The 15,833-nt window shown below is 65.4% G+C and carries 21 protein-coding genes; 20 read left to right on the top strand and 1 reads right to left on the bottom strand.

The genetic code is table 11. The features are described 5' to 3' along the window. Nucleotides 1–25: 25 nt before the first annotated feature. The 12 genes from AC4D2Q_RS13350 (at nt 26) to AC4D2Q_RS13295 (ending at nt 7,942) form a co-directional block, all read left to right on the top strand. Nucleotides 26–592 carry an NUDIX domain-containing protein gene (locus AC4D2Q_RS13350; RefSeq protein ID WP_490946948.1) on the top strand — a complete coding sequence of 189 codons (567 nt, stop codon included), beginning with the start codon at nt 26–28 and terminating at the stop codon, nt 590–592. A gap of 10 nt (nt 593–602) precedes the next feature. Then, complete coding sequence (locus AC4D2Q_RS13345) at nt 603–1,154, top strand: GNAT family N-acetyltransferase (RefSeq protein WP_490946943.1); 552 nt, start codon at nt 603–605, stop codon at nt 1,152–1,154. 70 nt (nt 1,155–1,224) lie between these two features. Beyond that, nucleotides 1,225–2,112 carry a VOC family protein gene (locus AC4D2Q_RS13340; RefSeq protein ID WP_490946939.1) on the top strand — a complete coding sequence of 296 codons (888 nt, stop codon included), beginning with the start codon at nt 1,225–1,227 and terminating at the stop codon, nt 2,110–2,112. 421 nt (nt 2,113–2,533) lie between these two features. Continuing rightward, on the top strand, nt 2,534–2,941 hold the full coding sequence (gene rpsP / locus AC4D2Q_RS13335) for a 30S ribosomal protein S16 (protein ID WP_152217816.1): 408 nt from the start codon (nt 2,534–2,536) through the stop codon (nt 2,939–2,941). A gap of 1 nt (nt 2,942) precedes the next feature. Then, a complete protein-coding gene (locus tag AC4D2Q_RS13330) occupies nt 2,943–3,185 on the top strand; it encodes an RNA-binding protein (RefSeq protein WP_104053842.1) in 243 nt (80 codons plus the stop codon). A gap of 189 nt (nt 3,186–3,374) precedes the next feature. After that, nucleotides 3,375–3,956: a ribosome maturation factor RimM gene (gene rimM, locus AC4D2Q_RS13325; RefSeq protein WP_400927933.1), complete on the top strand. Its 582-nt coding sequence runs from the start codon at nt 3,375–3,377 to the stop codon at nt 3,954–3,956. After that, on the top strand, nt 3,957–4,793 hold the full coding sequence (gene trmD, locus AC4D2Q_RS13320) for a tRNA (guanosine(37)-N1)-methyltransferase TrmD (protein ID WP_490946937.1): 837 nt from the start codon (nt 3,957–3,959) through the stop codon (nt 4,791–4,793). It begins immediately after the preceding gene. Between the two features lie 220 nt (nt 4,794–5,013). Next, on the top strand, nt 5,014–5,373 hold the full coding sequence (gene rplS, locus AC4D2Q_RS13315; RefSeq protein WP_490925922.1) for a 50S ribosomal protein L19: 360 nt from the start codon (nt 5,014–5,016) through the stop codon (nt 5,371–5,373). A gap of 95 nt (nt 5,374–5,468) precedes the next feature. After that, a complete protein-coding gene (gene lepB / locus AC4D2Q_RS13310) occupies nt 5,469–6,101 on the top strand; it encodes a signal peptidase I (RefSeq protein ID WP_490946934.1) in 633 nt (210 codons plus the stop codon). Between the two features lie 11 nt (nt 6,102–6,112). After that, the gene (gene lepB / locus AC4D2Q_RS13305) at nt 6,113–6,859 is read left to right on the top strand and encodes a signal peptidase I (protein WP_490925920.1); all 747 of its coding nucleotides are present in this window, start codon (nt 6,113–6,115) and stop codon (nt 6,857–6,859) included. Further along, nucleotides 6,856–7,611, top strand: a complete 756-nt coding sequence (rnhB, locus tag AC4D2Q_RS13300) for a ribonuclease HII (protein ID WP_490946930.1) — start codon at nt 6,856–6,858, stop codon at nt 7,609–7,611. Before lepB (AC4D2Q_RS13305) ends, rnhB begins: the two co-directional genes overlap by 4 nt. 7 nt (nt 7,612–7,618) lie before the next feature. Further along, a complete protein-coding gene (locus AC4D2Q_RS13295) occupies nt 7,619–7,942 on the top strand; it encodes a DUF2469 domain-containing protein (RefSeq protein ID WP_400927948.1) in 324 nt (107 codons plus the stop codon). Between the two features lie 9 nt (nt 7,943–7,951). Here AC4D2Q_RS13295 and AC4D2Q_RS13290 read toward each other — a convergent pair whose 3' ends face one another. Beyond that, on the bottom strand, nt 7,952–8,557 hold the full coding sequence (locus AC4D2Q_RS13290) for a GNAT family N-acetyltransferase (RefSeq protein ID WP_490946928.1): 606 nt from the start codon (nt 8,555–8,557) through the stop codon (nt 7,952–7,954). A gap of 47 nt (nt 8,558–8,604) precedes the next feature. On the opposite strand from AC4D2Q_RS13290, the gene AC4D2Q_RS13285 reads away from it, so the two are divergent. The 8 genes from AC4D2Q_RS13285 (at nt 8,605) to AC4D2Q_RS13250 (ending at nt 15,794) form a co-directional block, all read left to right on the top strand. Beyond that, a complete protein-coding gene (locus AC4D2Q_RS13285; RefSeq protein ID WP_490946926.1) occupies nt 8,605–9,285 on the top strand; it encodes a 2'-5' RNA ligase family protein in 681 nt (226 codons plus the stop codon). 65 nt (nt 9,286–9,350) lie between these two features. After that, on the top strand, nt 9,351–10,094 hold the full coding sequence (locus AC4D2Q_RS13280) for an STM3941 family protein (RefSeq protein ID WP_490946924.1): 744 nt from the start codon (nt 9,351–9,353) through the stop codon (nt 10,092–10,094). 111 nt (nt 10,095–10,205) lie between these two features. Then, nucleotides 10,206–10,565: a YraN family protein gene (locus AC4D2Q_RS13275; protein WP_490946922.1), complete on the top strand. Its 360-nt coding sequence runs from the start codon at nt 10,206–10,208 to the stop codon at nt 10,563–10,565. Beyond that, entirely contained in the window at nt 10,562–12,112 is a 1,551-nt protein-coding gene (locus AC4D2Q_RS13270; protein WP_490946920.1) for a YifB family Mg chelatase-like AAA ATPase, read from the top strand. The genes AC4D2Q_RS13275 and AC4D2Q_RS13270 overlap by 4 nt, the downstream gene beginning before the upstream one ends. A gap of 11 nt (nt 12,113–12,123) precedes the next feature. After that, entirely contained in the window at nt 12,124–13,317 is a 1,194-nt protein-coding gene (dprA, locus tag AC4D2Q_RS13265; RefSeq protein ID WP_490946918.1) for a DNA-processing protein DprA, read from the top strand. 108 nt (nt 13,318–13,425) lie between these two features. Continuing rightward, a complete protein-coding gene (locus AC4D2Q_RS13260; protein ID WP_490925914.1) occupies nt 13,426–13,947 on the top strand; it encodes a methylated-DNA--[protein]-cysteine S-methyltransferase in 522 nt (173 codons plus the stop codon). A gap of 115 nt (nt 13,948–14,062) precedes the next feature. Further along, nucleotides 14,063–14,992, top strand: a complete 930-nt coding sequence (locus AC4D2Q_RS13255; RefSeq protein WP_490926031.1) for a tyrosine recombinase XerC — start codon at nt 14,063–14,065, stop codon at nt 14,990–14,992. A gap of 298 nt (nt 14,993–15,290) precedes the next feature. Then, nucleotides 15,291–15,794, top strand: a complete 504-nt coding sequence (locus AC4D2Q_RS13250; protein ID WP_490925912.1) for a DUF3145 domain-containing protein — start codon at nt 15,291–15,293, stop codon at nt 15,792–15,794. The last annotated feature ends 39 nt before the right edge of the window (nt 15,795–15,833 follow it).

Genomic DNA, 15,833 nt, shown 5'->3' with positions numbered 1-15,833 from the left:
GTCCGGTATCAGGGGGAAGAGCAGCGTGGCAGCACAGGGACTAAGCGGCTTTTACGGGTCGGTGTTCAAGCGCAGCACCGTGGCCTTTGTGCTGATCCGGACCAGTGACTGGAGAATCCTGACGCTTCGGGCCGGGTCCGGGTCCGCCGGGTCCGGGGACTGGGAGTTTCCCGGCGGTGTCGTGAAAGGCAGCGAAGACCCCCGTTCCGCCGCCCGGCGCATGGCGCGCGAGGCGCTGGGATTCCAGCTCGACGTCGGCCGCCTCCTGGTAATGGACTGCGTGCAGGGCAGCGCGGGGCAGGGCGATTCCATCGCTTTTGTGTTCGACGGCGGCACGCTGGCAACCTCCGTGACAGGCTTTACCGGAGCCGGCGGAGAGCGGGAAGCCCGGTTTTTCCCGGTCGGGGAATGCCCCGATGTTCTGGGCGGGTCCTCAGCAGTGCGGCTCGGGGCGGCACTGGAAGCACTTGAGCTGGGAACGGTGACGGAGCTGGTGGACGGCCGGCAAGTGAGTGGCGAACCCCTTGTGCCGCCGTCTTCGCAGCGCATGATGCCGCCCGTTGACGGCTTTTCCGGAGTTCTTGGACGTTAGGATTTTGCGCATGGCAGTGAAACCGGTGGTTGTGCGCCGCGCCGCGGAGACTGACCTGGCCCTGCTGCCCGCCCTGGAGGCTGCCGCGGACACCCTGCTGCACGGGCTGAGCCTGCCCGGTTCCGCCGGCGGATCCTTTCAGCTCGGTGAGCTTCCGCCGCCGGCCAGCGCCGCGGAACTGGCCTTCGCCCGCCACATCCTGGTGGCCGGGGAGCCGCCGGTTGGGTTCGCCCGCATCGAGGAAGTGGACGGACAGGCCCATCTGGAGCAGCTGTCCGTTTCCCCTGGCGCCGCGGGGGCCGGGCTGGGCCGCCGGCTGGTGAACGCCGCACTGGCCTGGGCCGCAGAGCAGGGATACCGGTCCATGACACTGTGCACATTTTCCGATGTTCCGTTCAACGCCCCCTTCTACCGGACCTGCGGATTTGAGGCGGTCCGGAATCCCGGAGGCGAGCTGGGCCGGCTCCGGGAGCATGAACGGCAGCTCGGACTGGATGCTCTGGGAAAACGCGTCGCAATGCGGTGTGAACTGCGGCGCGATCCGACGGCCACTGCGCCGTAGTCCGCTCCCGCCGTCGTCGTCCTTCTCCGGCAGCCTTGGGTTTACGTGAAGCTTCAAGTAAACTAATTGCATGAACCTTCAACTAAACCCGTCCGACCTGCTGCCCGCCAATCTGACCATGGGCACAGTGATGCTTCGTGTGGGGGACATGGCGGCGGTTTCCGCCTACTACCGCGGAGCCCTCGGACTGGAGGTGGTTGCCGAAGCCGACGGCGGCCAGTACCTGGGCCGCGGAGCCGTCCCCGTGGTTCACTTGGCACCCGCTCCCGGACTCCGCGTGGCATCGCGCGGCGAGGCCGGACTGTTCCACACCGCCATCCTCTTCGGAACGCAGGCCGATCTGGCGGCCACCGTGGCGGCGGCCGCGCAATACGATCCGGCCGCGTTTGTGGGATCTGCCGATCACCTGGTGAGTGAAGCGTTCTACTTCACCGACCCCGAGGGCAACGGCATTGAGCTGTACTACGACAAGCCCCGGGACACCTGGGACTGGGATGAAACCGCCTCCGGGCGTGAGGTTCGGATGGCCTCGCTCGCCCTGTCGCCGCAAACCTATTTCCGTGAGCATCTGACCGAGGAAGCGCTCAACTCCCTGCGCACTGCCGACGCGGGCGTGGGGCACGTGCATCTGCAGGTCGGGGATACGGCAACGGCGGCAGCCTTCTACGTGGACACGCTGGGGTTCGAACGCACCGCCGGGTTCCACGGCCAGGCACTCTTCGTTTCGGCCGGCGGCTACCACCACCACATGGCCATGAATGTGTGGAACAGCCGCGGCGCCGGACCCCGGAAGGACACCTTGGGCCTGGGTGAGGTGCTGATCAGCGTGCCAACGGCCGACGACGTCGCCGGGCTGGCTGACCGGCTGAAGGTTGCCGGTGTCTCCAACCACCACACCGGTGCTGAACTGCGGTTCGAGGATCCCTGGCGCAATCGCCTGCGCATCGCCGTCGGCTAACCCCGTCGTCCAGCGCGCTGTCGTCCAGCCGTGGGGTGTCGCCTTACCTTGCTTCCGTCGAGTGTTGAGCTCGCGCCGCTGGGGTCCGCCCAGTGTTGAGCTCGCGCCGGAATGCACCGCTGAGAAGGTCGTCAGCTCGACGATCGAATGGTCAAAGCGGCGTTATCCCGACACTCGGCACACGGTCCGCCCATGAAGTTCTGTACTGAAGCCCGCAGGGGTCGGGGGAGCATCGCCCGCCGCGCCGCCTGTACCGAGTCGCCAAAGATGAACTCATCTGGCACAATGGTCGAGTACTCGATCTGCGTGGCCCCTCTCTCCGCGCATGCATCTTGTCCTTTTTGAACCCCAACGTTATGGCCCGCCCCACGGGAGCAGAAGTACGGGTTCGCCCCATTTCAGATCAGGAGTGACCACAAAAGTGGCCGTAAAGATTCGCCTTAAGCGCCTCGGCAAGAAGTTCTCAGCACACTACCGCGTTGTTGTCATGGATTCCCGTGCCAAGCGCGATGGCCGTGCCATCGAGGAAATCGGACTGTACCGTCCGACCGAGAACCCGTCGTACATCGACATCAAGTCGGACCGTGCCCAGTACTGGCTCGGCGTCGGCGCCCAGCCCACCGAGCAGGTCGCAGTTCTGCTGAAGATCACCGGTGACTGGCAGAAGTTCAAGAACATCGAAGGCCAGGAGGGCACCCTCCAGGTCAAGGCTCCCAAGGAAGCTTTCGTGGCTCCCGAAAAGAAGTCCGTGATTGTTCCCGAGGCCATCACCCCGAAGGCCAAGAAGGACGAGGCTCCCGAAGCTTCCGCAGAGGCTGAGGCTGAGTAACTTGCTGGCCGAAGCGCTGGAGCATCTCGTCCGCGGAATCGTTGACAGTCCTGAGGACGTCAAGGTTTCCGCCAAGAGCAACCGCCGCGGGGAAACCCTCGAGGTGCGAGTTCATCAGGATGATCTGGGCCGCGTCATCGGACGCCAGGGCCGGACGGCACGTGCATTGCGCACCGTGATCGCCGCCCTCGCGAACGGAGAGCCGGTTCGCGTTGATGTAGTGGATACCGACCGCCGCCGCTGATAATCCGCGGCACGGCCGGACTGCATCAGCAGTTCACAGCACTTTTTCACAGCAGTACCAGTTGAACGCAGTTCACGGCATCCGGCCCCTGCACCAGATAATGGTGGAGGGGCCGGATGTGTTTCCGGGCCCGAAGCTGCCCAACCCCGGCTGCGGCCTTCCGCCGCACCAATACAAGGAGATCTCCCCATGCAGTTACAGGTGGCACGCATCGGCAAGCCGCACGGCATCCGCGGCGAAGTAACCGTCCAGGTTCTGACCGATGCCCCCGAAGACCGCTTTGTGCCCGGAACCGAGCTCATCGTCGAGCCTGCGTCCAAGGGTCCGCTCACGGTCATCAGCGCCCGCTGGAACAAGGACATCCTGCTGCTCGGTTTTGACGAAGTAGTGGACCGCAACGGCGCCGAGGAACTGCGCGGGGCCATGCTCTCCGTGGATACCGAAGAGCTCGACGGCGAGGATGACGACGAGGGCTGGTACGAGCATGAACTCGTCGGCCTGAAGGCCCGGATCGGCGACGACGTCGTGGGCACCGTCAGCGGCCTGCGCACCCTGACCGTCCAGGACCTGCTGGTCGTGGATGACAATGAGGGCCGCGAGGTGCTGGTTCCCTTCGTGGAAGCCATTGTTCCCGAGGTCAACGTTGAGGACGGCTATGTCCTGCTCACCCCGCCCGCAGGACTCTTTGAACTGAACCTGCCGGAAGACAAGCAGGACAAGCAGGAAAGCGCCGGTAAGGACAAGGACGCTCAGAACGAGGCCGGCCGCTAAGTGCGTATTGATGTAGTCAGCATTTTCCCGGAGTACCTGGCGGCGCTGGACCTGTCGCTGATCGGCAAGGCCCGGCAGGACGGCCTGCTGGATCTTCATGTGCATGACCTGCGGGACTTCACCACGGACCGCCACCGCACCGTGGATGACACCCCCTACGGCGGCGGCGCCGGAATGGTGATGAAGGCCGAGCCGTGGGCGCAGGCGCTGGCCTCCGTTGCGGATGCCGGGAACCCGGATGCCGCAGATGCGGCCGCGGGAAGTACGGACGCGGGAAATGACGACGGCGGCAAGCGTCCCGTCCTGATCGTCCCCTCGCCCGCCGGCGCGGTGTTCACCCAGGCCATGGCCTATGAGCTCGCTGAAGAAAAGCACCTTGTCTTCGCCTGCGGACGGTACGAGGGCATCGACGAGCGCGTGCTGGAATGGGCCGGCGAACGTTTTGACGTCCGTCCGGTCAGCCTCGGCGACTACGTGCTCAACGGGGGAGAGGTTGCCGTCCTGGCCATGGTGGAGGCCATTGGCCGGCTGGTGCCCGGCGTCGTCGGCAATCCCGAATCCCTGGTGGAGGAATCGCACTCGGACGGGCTGCTGGAGTACCCCGTCTACACCAAGCCCTCATCCTGGCGGGACCGGAACGTTCCGGAAATCCTGCTCAGCGGAAACCACGGCAAAATCGCCCAGTGGCGCCGGGACCAGCAGCTGCAGCGCACCGCAGCACGCCGCCCGGACCTGCTGGAGAAGATCGATGCGCAGCAGCTGAGCAAGGCTGACCGGGCCGCGCTCCAGGCGCTGGGATACGAAGTGACTGCGGACCGGGTCCTACCCCGCTCCTGATTGGTGGGGTTAGGTCCGGTATGGCAGAATAGATAACTGTGTCATCTGGGTCCGCACCTGCCACAGGGGGAGCGTGGCCAACAGAGTGCACACCGGCAGCCAATCCTCGGCTACGCCGGTCTCATAGCTTCGGCAGCATCTGTGCAGCCCTTCGTGGCTGCATCCTTGACTGCCGTTACCAAAGTGGATGACCTGTGGCGTTCACCAGGAGTGATAAACAATGCACATCCTAGATTCTCTTGATGCAGCTTCGCTGCGTTCAGACATCCCCGAGTTCCGCGCCGGTGACACGGTCAAGGTTCACGTAAACATCATTGAAGGCAAGAACACCCGTGTTCAGGTCTTCCAGGGCTTCGTCATGAAGCGCCAGGGCGACGGCCTGCGCGAGACCTTCACGGTCCGCAAGGTCAGCTTCGGTGTCGGCGTGGAGCGTACCTTCCCGGTTCACTCCCCGGTCATCGACAAGATCGAACTGGTCTCCAAGGGCGATGTCCGCCGCGCCAAGCTGTACTACATGCGCGATCTGCGCGGCAAGGCAGCCAAGATCAAGGAAAAGCGCGACTTCCGTCCCGCCAAGTAATCTTCTTGATCCACGCAGCATCCGCTTCCGGGGAATCTTCGGATCCTTCCCGGAAGCACACGAAACGCCGGTCCAGGTTTGTGGGCTGGCGTTTCGTGCTATGCGCCCTCGCCGCGGCAGTTGTGCTCGTGGCCCTGGTCCGCGCTTTTGTCGTGGACATCTACTACATTCCCTCCGAGTCCATGCAGCCGCTGCTGGATCCCGGGGACCGTGTGCTGGTCTCGCGCACCGAATACCACTCCGGCGGCATCCAGCGCGGGGACGTAGTGGTCTTTGACGGCCGCGGTTCCCTTGCCCCGCTCAACAACGGCGACGCTGCCCCGGTGGCAGCGGCAAAGTCCCTGGCCCGCTGGGTGGGGCTGGTTGGCAGCGACTCGGTGTATGTGAAGCGCGTCATCGGAATCCCCGGAGACCGCATCACCTGCTGCACAGCGGAGGAACCGCGGCTGCAGGTCAATGGAACTCCCGTGGGCGAGCCGTACGTTTATCCCGGAGACGCCCCAAGCGAGCAGAACTTTGACGTGATAGTTCCCGAGGGGAGACTGTGGCTCCTCGGAGACCACCGCTCCCGGTCAGCCGATTCCCGGTCCCTGCTGGGCGCCCCGGGCGGCGGGCTCATTTCCGAGGAACGCGTCATTGGGCGCGCAACGGCCATCGTGTGGCCGCTGGAGCGCAGTTCGGAAATTGAACGGCTAGAGTTAGGAGCCGAGTGGAACACGGCGAAATAAGAGGACAGCACATGGCTCAGAACGTCCCGGAAGAGCCCAGCCACAGCGCCGGACACAACAAGCAGCGCGGTTTCGGCGGATGGCTGCGCGAAGTGGCCACCATCATCGTCATTGCGCTGCTGCTCTCCTTCCTGATTAAGACGTTCCTGTTCCGGGCCTTCTACATTCCCTCCGGTTCCATGGAGGAAACCCTGGAAATCAATGACCGGATCTTCGTCAATCTTCTGGTTCCGGAACCTTTTGACCTCAACCGCGGCGACGTGGTGGTCTTCGAGGACACCAAGGGCTGGCTGCCCGAACTTGCCCCGGCCACCGAAGGCCCCGGCACCTGGATCCGCGACGCACTGATTTTCGTGGGCCTGGTTCCGGACACTTCGGAACAGCACCTGGTCAAGCGTGTGATCGGCATGGAAGGGGACCACGTCGTCTGCTGCGACGCCGACGGCCGGATCACGGTCAACGGCGAGCCGCTGAACGAGCCCTACATTTACCCCGGGGCAACACCGTCGGATGTCCCCTTTGACGTGGTGGTTCCCGAAGGCAAAGTCTGGGTCATGGGAGACCACCGCAACGCCTCCGCGGATTCGCGCGAGCATCTACAGGGTGAAGGCGGCGGTTTCGTGGATGTAGAGGACATTGAGGGCAAGGCAGCCGTGACAGCCTGGCCGCTGAACCGTGCAGGCTTTGTGGGCAGCTATCCGGAAGTCTTCGAAAACGTTCCCGATCCCTCAGCCTCCCAGCCGGCCGGCTCCAAGTGACGGCGGCTCCGGCCCGCCCCCGGACCAAGACGGGCGCCGGCAGCAAGGCCCCCACGCTGCGGCACGAGCGCTCCTTCGCCGCCGTCGGGCACCGGGTGCTGGCCGGATGCGACGAAGTGGGACGCGGAGCGCTGGCCGGCCCGGTCAGCGTTGGCCTGGTGGCCGTGGACCTGGCCACCGTGCGTTCCCTCAAGGGGGTGCGGGACAGCAAGCTGCTCTCCGAAAAGGACCGCGAACTACTGGTTCCCCAGATCAAGAAATGGGCCCGCAGCTGGGGAGTGGGCCATGCCAGCGCCGCGGAAATTGACCTGCACGGCATCATGGGCGCGCTGCGCCTTGCCGGCACCCGCGCCTGGGACCAGGTCCGCGCGGACCTGACCCCCGACGTCGTGCTCCTGGACGGCAACTACAACTGGCTCTCACCCGCGCGCCAGGCCAGCCTTTTTGACCTCCCGGGGAACGACGACGGCGGCTGCCGGGCGCCCGTGCACACCAAGATCAAGGCGGACATGACCTGCCTGAGCGTGGCTGCGGCCAGCGTACTCGCGAAGGTGGAGCGGGACACCATGATGGTGGACTACGCTATGACACATCCTCAGTACGGCTGGGAAGTGAACAAGGGGTACGCCACGGCGTCCCATCGGCTGGCGATTGACGAGCGCGGGCCCACGCCCCTGCACCGGATGTCCTGGCAGTTGGGGTCGCGTCCGGAAGCGGATGCCCGGGACCGTGAGAGCGTCGTTGGGGGATGATGGAAATATGAGTGCCGAAGACCTTGAGAACTATGAAACGGACATGGAGCTGCAGCTCTACCGTGAATACCGGGACGTGGTGGGACTCTTCAGCTATGTGGTGGAGACCGAGCGCAGGTTCTACCTGGCCAACCACGTGGACCTGCAGGCGCGCTCCGCGGACGGCGAGATCTACTTTGATCTGACCCTGCAGGACGCCTGGGTCTGGGACGTTTACCGTTCGGCGAGGTTTGTGAAAAGCGTCCGGGTGATCACGTTCAAGGACGTGAACGTGGAAGAACTGACCCGCAACGATGACCTGACCGTTCCCAAGCCGGAAGAACTGGCCTGAGCGTCCCGCCTACGGCTTGAGCAGCGGGCTGGTTGCCTCCGGCAGGCGGGCGGCGACGTCCTCCCACTGCGCCCACGCACCCGACGGGGACCGCGGATCCCCGGCAGCGAGACTGGAGACCCAGCCTTCCACCATCCTTCCCCGGTGCGCCAGAAAATGGGGAACGGCAATCGGCGGCGGAAACCCGTTGCGCCACACCGTCTTGTAGCTGCCGACGTTGCCGGCATTGGCGGACCACGTGACCACGTCCCAGCCCAGATCGTCAAAGGCGTGGGCAACGGCCAGACCCACGGCACGGGACATGAGCCCCCGGCCGCGGTATTCCGGAGCGGTGACGAAACCCAGATTTCCCGAGTTGGCCCCCTGGAAGCGCAGGTCAAGGGTTCCGGCATAGGAACCGTCCGCCTCCAGCGCCCAGGAAATCTCCGCCTCCTGCGGAACGGAAATCGCCGCCACGTAGTCCGAGGCCATCTCCCGTGTGTAGTCCAGGGGAACGGTGGTCCACTGCCGTGTCCGCGGGTCCACCGACCGGGCGAGGACGGGGTCGATGTCGGCTTCCCGGTGGGGCCGCAGGGTGAGGAAGCGGTCCGACAGGACCGGAATGGCGAAAGGCATGGCTCCACCCTAGTGCAGGTGTGAGCGGCATCTCCTAAACTGCTCCAATGGTGCTTCCCGACTCGCCGCTGGCCGGTTATCTCTCCGGCAACCGCAGACTCTATGCGCAGCTGCGTCCGGACGCTGAGTCGCTGGAGCATCTTCGGGAACTGCAGCAGGACCTGGCAGCCCGTCCGGAGGTGAACGACGGCGGCGCACCCCGGTGGATCCCCGAGCGGCAGGTCCACCTGACACTGATCCACTTCGGGAAGGTCCGGGATGTGTATGCCGTCATTTCGGCCGCGGCGGACATCTCCCGGGAGGAATACGAAGAGCTCCTGGCCGGCTACGTCGCTGAGACCGAAGCCGCCATGCCGCAGCAGCCCGTGCTGCTGGAGCCGGCCGTTTTGTCGCGGTTCGGCCGGCACGGACGGACCCTGGTCCTGGAATACTTTCCGTCCGCAGCGCTCCTGCATTCCCATACCCTGGCCTACGCAGCACTGGAGACGTTCCTGAATGCCTGCGGGATCACGGACGTCCCGGCCTTTACCGCTGAGGATCCCAACTTCATGTTTTCCTCGCGGCTGCGCCCCCACATCACGTTGGCCCGCGGGTTTACCGGTACCCTTCCCGCGCCGCAGCGCAGGCAGGACGTTCCATCCGACGGCTTGTTGCAGACGGGGCGCAGCATTACTCCTGCGCCCGTCCGGCTGGAGTCCATGCCGGTGGTCTACCCGGGAACTGCATAAGGCCGTCGTAGGATAAACCGACACGGCAGCCCGACTCTTGGGGACGGGCGGAACGGGGGAAAAGAGTGACGTCCGGATTCGGCGAGTTGGGCGCGAGGGCCGGCCGGCAGCGGGGAAACGGCGCGCAGCCGGAGTTGGCGCCTCTGGTTTTTTCGGTGTCGAAACTTCGCCTGATGGGGGTGGTACTTCTCTGCGTTCCCTTCACTGCCGCCGGCGTCTTCATGGTTTCCTCCAGCACGGACTGGGCGACTGTGCTCTTCGGCTGGCTGGCTGTGCTCTTTTTCGGCGTCGGCGGGCTCTGCATGCTCGTGGTAAAGCTGCGTAAACCGACAGTCCTCACGCTGACCGGGGAAGGCATCAGGCCGGAGTCCGGCGGTTTCATTCCCTGGGATGATTTCGACGGGGCGGGTACGGGACGAATCCCGGGCGGCCGCGGCGGAACCAGGATCATCGGGATCCGGCTGAAGTCCTACGAACGGTTCGTGCAGTCCTTTACCCCCGGAGAAGTCCGGCTGATCCGCGGAGCGAACACTGCGGCGAGACTTACGGCCGGGGTGTTGCCCAGGATTGCCGGCAGCAGCAGCAGACGCATGCCCCGGCAGGAGGCGGGCTCCGTTCCGCTGCGGGATGTGGCCCGTTCCCTGGAATGGAGCCGCGGCCTGTGCGGATGGGACATCACTTTCTCACCGATGATGTTCCGCGGCAGCAGTGCAGGAGTTGTTCAGGACATTGAAAGCTATCACCGGCGGGTTCTGGGTCTTCGCTCGCCGAAGAGCACCGGACATGCTCAGGATTCGGGCAAGGCCTGAAACCACCCCGTCCTCCACAGGCTGGTTGCGGCGCAGCGCAGGAGTAATGCTTCTCCACACCGGCTGGGCCGGGGGGTGCCGGACAGGTCTGTCCTCGGCGAGTGTGGCTGCATGAAAGCCAAAGACACCCTGGGCCGGCACGGCGAGCAGCTCGCCGCCACCTATCTGGCGGCAGCCGGAATTGAAGTGATAGACCGCAACTGGCGGTGCCCCGAAGGGGAAATCGACCTGGTGGGCATCGACCACGGCACGCTGGTGATCGTGGAGGTGAAAACACGGTCCTCCCTCGACTACGGCCATCCCCTTGAGGCCATCACTCCGGAGAAACTCGCCCGGCTGTACCTTCTGGCCGGTAAATGGCGGAAAGCGCAGGGACGGCAGTATGCCTCGTTTCGGGTGGATGCCGTCTCGGTTGTGGACGACGGCGCCGGCAACCCAGTGATCGAACACTTGAGGGAAGTGGCGCTGTGACGCTGGGGCGAACCTACGGGGTGGGGCTGATGGGATTGGACGGCCGCGTGGTGGAGGTTGAAGCGGACATCGGGCAGTCGTTGCCCTCATTTGTCCTTTTGGGGCTGCCGGATGCATCCCTGAACGAGGCCAAGGACCGGGTCCGGTCAGCAGCTAAGAACTCCGGCCTGCCGCTGAGCCGCCGCAGGATTACGGTAAATCTGATGCCGGCGGATGTCCACAAGCGCGGCTCCGGGTTCGACCTGGCCATTGTGATGGCGGCTCTTGCCGCTTCGGGAGACATCAGGTGCAGCGGCCGCCGCGTATTCATCGCAGAGCTGGGACTGGACGGCAGGCTTCGGCCGGTGCGTGGAATCCTGCCCGCCGTCATGGCAGCTGTGGACGCAGGGTATCCGGAGATCACCGTCGCCGAAGCCAACGCCGCTGAAGCCTCCCTTGTTCCGGGCGCCGCGGTCAACGGCTTTGGATCACTCGCAGAAGTGGCAGCCTTCCTCGGTGCGGATCCGGACCGGCTCCTGTTCCCTCCGCAGGCTCCGGGAGAGGAGGCGGACGCCGCTGACGATGAGCCGCCTGCGGTGCCGGTCCCCGCCCGCGACATGGCTGATGTCGCCGGGCAGTCGGAGGCTCGATTTGCCGTGGAAGTGGCGGCTGCCGGCGCCCATCACCTCCTGATGACGGGGCCGCCCGGCGCGGGAAAGACGATGCTGGCGGAGCGCCTTCCCGGGCTGCTCCCCGGTCTTTCCGACGCACACGCCATGGAAGTCACGGCCATCCACTCCCTGGTATGGGGCGGGCGTCCGTGTTCCCAGCTGCTGCGGCGTCCGCCCTTCGAGAGTCCCCACCACACAGCGTCCTCGGCAGCCATCATCGGCGGCGGCTCGGGCATCGCCCGTCCGGGGGCAGCTTCCCGGGCCCACCGCGGCGTGCTCTTCCTCGATGAAGCACCCGAATACGACAGGCGGGTCCTGGATGCCCTGCGCCAGCCGCTGGAAAGCGGAAAAGTTGATCTGCACCGGGCCGCAGGAACCGCCTCCTATCCGGCGCGGTTCCAGCTTGTCCTGGCAGCCAACCCCTGTCCCTGCGGACTGGCCTCGGGGAAGGGAATTGAATGCACCTGCACTCCGCAGCAGCGCCGGCGCTACTTCAGCAGGCTCTCCGGGCCGCTTCTGGACCGCGTGGATTTGCAGCTGACCGTACAGCGGGTCTCCCTGCGGGAACTGGCAGGTGACGGCACCGCTGAACCAAGCGCGGATATCGCCGGCCGGGTGGCGGAAGCGCGCAGGGTCCAGCACCAGCGGTTGAAGAAGTGGGGGTATGAGGCCAACGCGGAGGTGGCAGGGAACTTGCTGCGGGGCCCCCTGCGCCCGGCACCGCGGGCCACCGCCTCATTGGACCGTGCCATGGAGCGGCAAACACTGACGGCCCGGGGATACGACAGGGTGCTCCGGGTCGCCTGGAGCATTGCCGACCTCACGGGCCATACGACGCCGGACGCAGACGACGTGGGGCAGGCACTGGGATTCCGGCAGCAGGGGGCAGCAGCGTGAACAGTCCCCGGATGGAACAGCTGCTGACCCGGGCCGCCCTGTCCCGGGTCTTCGAACCTTCGGACAACGTTGGCTTGGCACTCGTAGCGGCCGCCGGACCGGTGGATGCCCTTCGGGTGGCCACGGGCAGCGTCCGTGCCGGGGCCGGCCTGTCCCGGGAGGTAACGGAAGTGCTGGCCGCTTTCGGTATTCCCGCATCCGGCAACAGCGTCGCTTCTGCCTTGGAACGCTGGGCACCACGGGTGCAGGATTTATCGCCTGAGCGTGATCTCGCCACGGTTGAACGGCTGGGCGGAGAGCTGCTGATTCCCGAGGACCCCCGCTGGCCGGAGGCGCTGCGCGGACTGGAGCTGGGGATGCCTCTGTGCTTGTGGACCAGGGGGAACCTCAACCGAGGCATCCCCGAACTCTGCCGAACGGCCGCCGTGGTCGGCTCCCGCGACAGCACGGGGTACGGAGCGTCGGTGGCCGGTGACATTGCAGCAGGTCTCGTGACCAGGGGATGGACGGTGGTGTCCGGCGGGGCGTACGGCATAGATGCCCAGGCCCACCGTGCGGCGCTGGCGACCGGCGGCACCGAACACATTCCCACTATCGCCGTGATGGCCGGCGGTGTTGACCGCTATTACCCGGCCGGGAACGAGGACCTCCTTCGCGAAGTGGCCCGCTGCGGTCTGCTCCTGTCCGAAGTTCCGCCCGGTTCTTCGCCCACCCGCTGGAGGTTTCTGCAGCGCAACAGGATCATCGCGGCCCTCGGTGCCGTGACGGTTGTCGTTGAAGCGCGCTGGCGGTCCGGGGCATTGAATACTGCGCATCACGCTGCGGTGCTGGGGCGCGAAGTGGGAGCGGTTCCCGGGTCGGTATATTCGGCCAACTCGGCAGGCTGCCACCGTCTGTTGCGGGACGGCAGCGCCGTGTGCGTGACGGACGCAGCCGAAGTTATTGAACTGGGCGGCCCCATAGGTGCAACAGACGAGGCGGCAGGGACTGCTCATGAAAGTCCCCGGGCCGTGCATGACGGCCTGACGATCGAAGACATGCTTCTCCTCGACGCTCTTCCGCTGCGCACCGGATCACCCGTGGAAAAGCTCGCCTCCGTTGCCGGGCTTTCGGTTTCATCCGTCCGGGCAGGCCTGGCGCGCCTGGAGCTCGAAGATCTCGCGGCCCGGGACAGACAGGGAACGTGGCGAAGGAGCCGCACATGAGCGGCAGCCGGGACGGAGCGGCAGGCTGCTGCAGAAGCCCTCCGGGACCGTCCGCGTCGCCTCCCATATCCCGCCCCTCCACGTTTCATCCCACAGTTAGGAACCATCGTGCGTATACATAAAAGCGTCGTTACACCCCTGGGCATCTTCACCCTCGCCTCTGAGGAGGGAGCCCTGTGCGCAGTTTTCCCCGGGGTGCCCGATCCGGCTGCGGACCACGGGCTGGGCCGCATTGTGGAAGACGGCTTTGAAGAGGCTGAGCTTCAACTCAGCCAGTATTTTGCCGGCCGCCGCTGCTGCTTCGAACTGGACCTGGAGGCCAAAGGGACCCAGTTCCAGCGCAGGGTGTGGGCCGAGGTGTCCGCCATCCCCTACGGCCAGACGTGCAGTTACAAGGAGCTGGCGATCCGGTTGGGGGACGCTGCGAAGGCGCGCAGCGTGGGGGCCGCCCTTTCGCGGAACCCTTTGAACATTGTCATTCCCACGCACCGCGTGGTCGGATCACGCGGCTCACTCACCGGTTATTCCGCCGGCATCGACTCGAAACGGTTTCTGCTGGAGCACGAGGGTGCGGAAAGCACCGCGGCACTGCGCGTTCAGTGTGCCGCTGCTGCCGGTGTGCCTGCTTGAGGACGGGGGATGAAGCGAGGACAGTAAAGGGGTGACACCCTCAAACATTGATCAAGCCGTGAACGCCGGCACCGGTTCGGGCAAAGCCCGGCGGCCGGCGGCAGACGCGGAGTCCGTGGCCGCAGCCCCGGCTTGGCCAAACGAATTCAGCAAGGCACTGCGCGGTTTCAGCCGCTACCTGTCCAGCGAACGGGGACGGTCGGACCATACAGTCCGGGCATACGAGGGCGACGTTGCCCAGTTGCTGAACCATGCGCTGGCCGGGGGAGTGCGCACACTGGACGGGATCGACCTGGGGGTGCTGCGCGGCTGGCTGGGTGAACTCAGCGCCGCCGGCCTGGCCCGGTCCACACTGGCCCGGCGCGCAGCAACCGCCCGCAGCTTCACCGGCTGGGCGCTGCGAGAGGAACTTATCAGCACCGACCCGGCGCTGCGGCTACGTGCGCCGAAGCGGGAAAAGACGCTGCCGTCGGTACTCCGGGCAGGGCAGGTGGGCGAGCTTTTCGAAGCGCTCGCCGAAGCTGCGGCTGAGGGTGACCCGTTGGCGGTCCGGAACCGGGCCCTGGTGGAACTTCTTTATGCCACCGGGATCCGGGTCGGGGAGCTCACCGGCCTGGATGTTGATGATCTGAATTCGGAGCGCAGGACCCTGACAGTGATCGGCAAGGGGAACAAGGAACGGACCGTTCCGTACGGCCAGCCCGCGGCTGCCGCAGTAGACGACTGGCTGCGCCGCGGCCGGCCGGCCCTGGCCAACGCGGACAGCGGCCCGGCTCTGTTCCTTGGCCAGCGGGGCAGGCGGGTGGACCAGCGGCAGGTGCGGTCGGTGGTTGCCGGGCTCTTCGAGGCGCTGGGCGACACCGGGGCAACGGGGCCCCACGCACTGCGGCATTCGGCGGCAACCCATCTGCTTGACGGAGGTGCGGACCTGCGGGCCGTCCAGGAAATTCTGGGTCATTCATCGCTGGCCACTACTCAGCTGTACACGCACGTCTCGGTGGACCGGCTGAAGGCCAGTTACCAGCAGGCCCATCCCCGGGCCTGAAGCGGGCGAAGCCAGCGGCAGCGGACACGTTCCGTTGCCCGAAGGTCCCGAACCCGGGATCACGGCTTATCAGGTCCAGACGCCGGAGGGCATGTGTGATGCCCACAATTTTATTGGCGCAATTAGTTAACTTGCGGCACAATAAGGCTAAGTCTGTACCGGATGAGAGTCTCAAGGGAACAGGAACATATTAGCCGAGAAAACAAAGCGCAGTCCGTAAAGAGGTCAGCAAAGCAGAAGCATTTCGCTCGGGTAGCAGGTCGTTGGGGAAGACGTACCTATACCTATGGAGGATGGAATGTCTGTTGTGATGGCTCACGGCGTGTTGTTCATACACTCCGCCCCGTCTGCGTTGTGCCCCCATATTGAGTGGGCCATTGGATCCGTCGTGGAAAAGCGAACGGATCTAAAGTGGACCCCTCAGCCGGCTGCCCCGGGAATGCTGCGCACGGAACTGGAATGGACCGGTGCTCAGGGCACCGGCTCGCTGCTGGCTTCCGCTCTGCGCGGCTGGGCGCACCTGCGCTACGAAGTCACTGAAGACCAAAGCGCCGGCGCTGACGGCAGCCGCTGGTGCCACACGCCCGAACTGGGGATCTTCCACGCCACCACCGATGTGCACGGCAACATCATGGTTTCGGAGGACCGCATCCGCTACGCCTATGAGAACGGTGCCGGGGATCCCTCGGCGGTGTACCACGAGCTTTCCCTCGCCCTTGGCGAGGCTTGGGATGACGAATTGGAGCCGTTCAGGCACGCAGCTGACGGCGCAAACGTCCGCTGGCTGCATCAGGTGGGCTAAGCGCCATATTCAAAGATCCCGCACAGCAGCAACAACAAA

This window comes from Arthrobacter sp. TJ-178, from assembly GCF_058269275.1.
This window is presented reverse-complemented; position numbering and strand designations above follow the sequence as displayed.

Excerpts from the sequence above, each read along its gene's own strand:
- AC4D2Q_RS13285 (WP_490946926.1), top strand. The coding sequence starts at position 8,605 with ATGGTGCTTCCCGACTCGCCGCTGGCCGGTTATCTCTCCGGCAACCGC.
- rplS (WP_490925922.1), top strand. The coding sequence starts at position 5,014 with ATGCACATCCTAGATTCTCTTGATGCAGCTTCGCTGCGTTCAGACATC.
- rimM (WP_400927933.1), top strand. The coding sequence starts at position 3,375 with ATGCAGTTACAGGTGGCACGCATCGGCAAGCCGCACGGCATCCGCGGC.
- AC4D2Q_RS13295 (WP_400927948.1), top strand. The coding sequence starts at position 7,619 with ATGAGTGCCGAAGACCTTGAGAACTATGAAACGGACATGGAGCTGCAG.
- AC4D2Q_RS13290 (WP_490946928.1), bottom strand. The coding sequence starts at position 8,557 with ATGCCTTTCGCCATTCCGGTCCTGTCGGACCGCTTCCTCACCCTGCGG.
- dprA (WP_490946918.1), top strand. The coding sequence starts at position 12,124 with ATGGAACAGCTGCTGACCCGGGCCGCCCTGTCCCGGGTCTTCGAACCT.
- AC4D2Q_RS13345 (WP_490946943.1), top strand. The coding sequence starts at position 603 with ATGGCAGTGAAACCGGTGGTTGTGCGCCGCGCCGCGGAGACTGACCTG.
- AC4D2Q_RS13250 (WP_490925912.1), top strand. The coding sequence starts at position 15,291 with ATGTCTGTTGTGATGGCTCACGGCGTGTTGTTCATACACTCCGCCCCG.
- AC4D2Q_RS13340 (WP_490946939.1), top strand. The coding sequence starts at position 1,225 with ATGAACCTTCAACTAAACCCGTCCGACCTGCTGCCCGCCAATCTGACC.
- AC4D2Q_RS13275 (WP_490946922.1), top strand. The coding sequence starts at position 10,206 with ATGAAAGCCAAAGACACCCTGGGCCGGCACGGCGAGCAGCTCGCCGCC.
- lepB (WP_490925920.1), top strand. The coding sequence starts at position 6,113 with ATGGCTCAGAACGTCCCGGAAGAGCCCAGCCACAGCGCCGGACACAAC.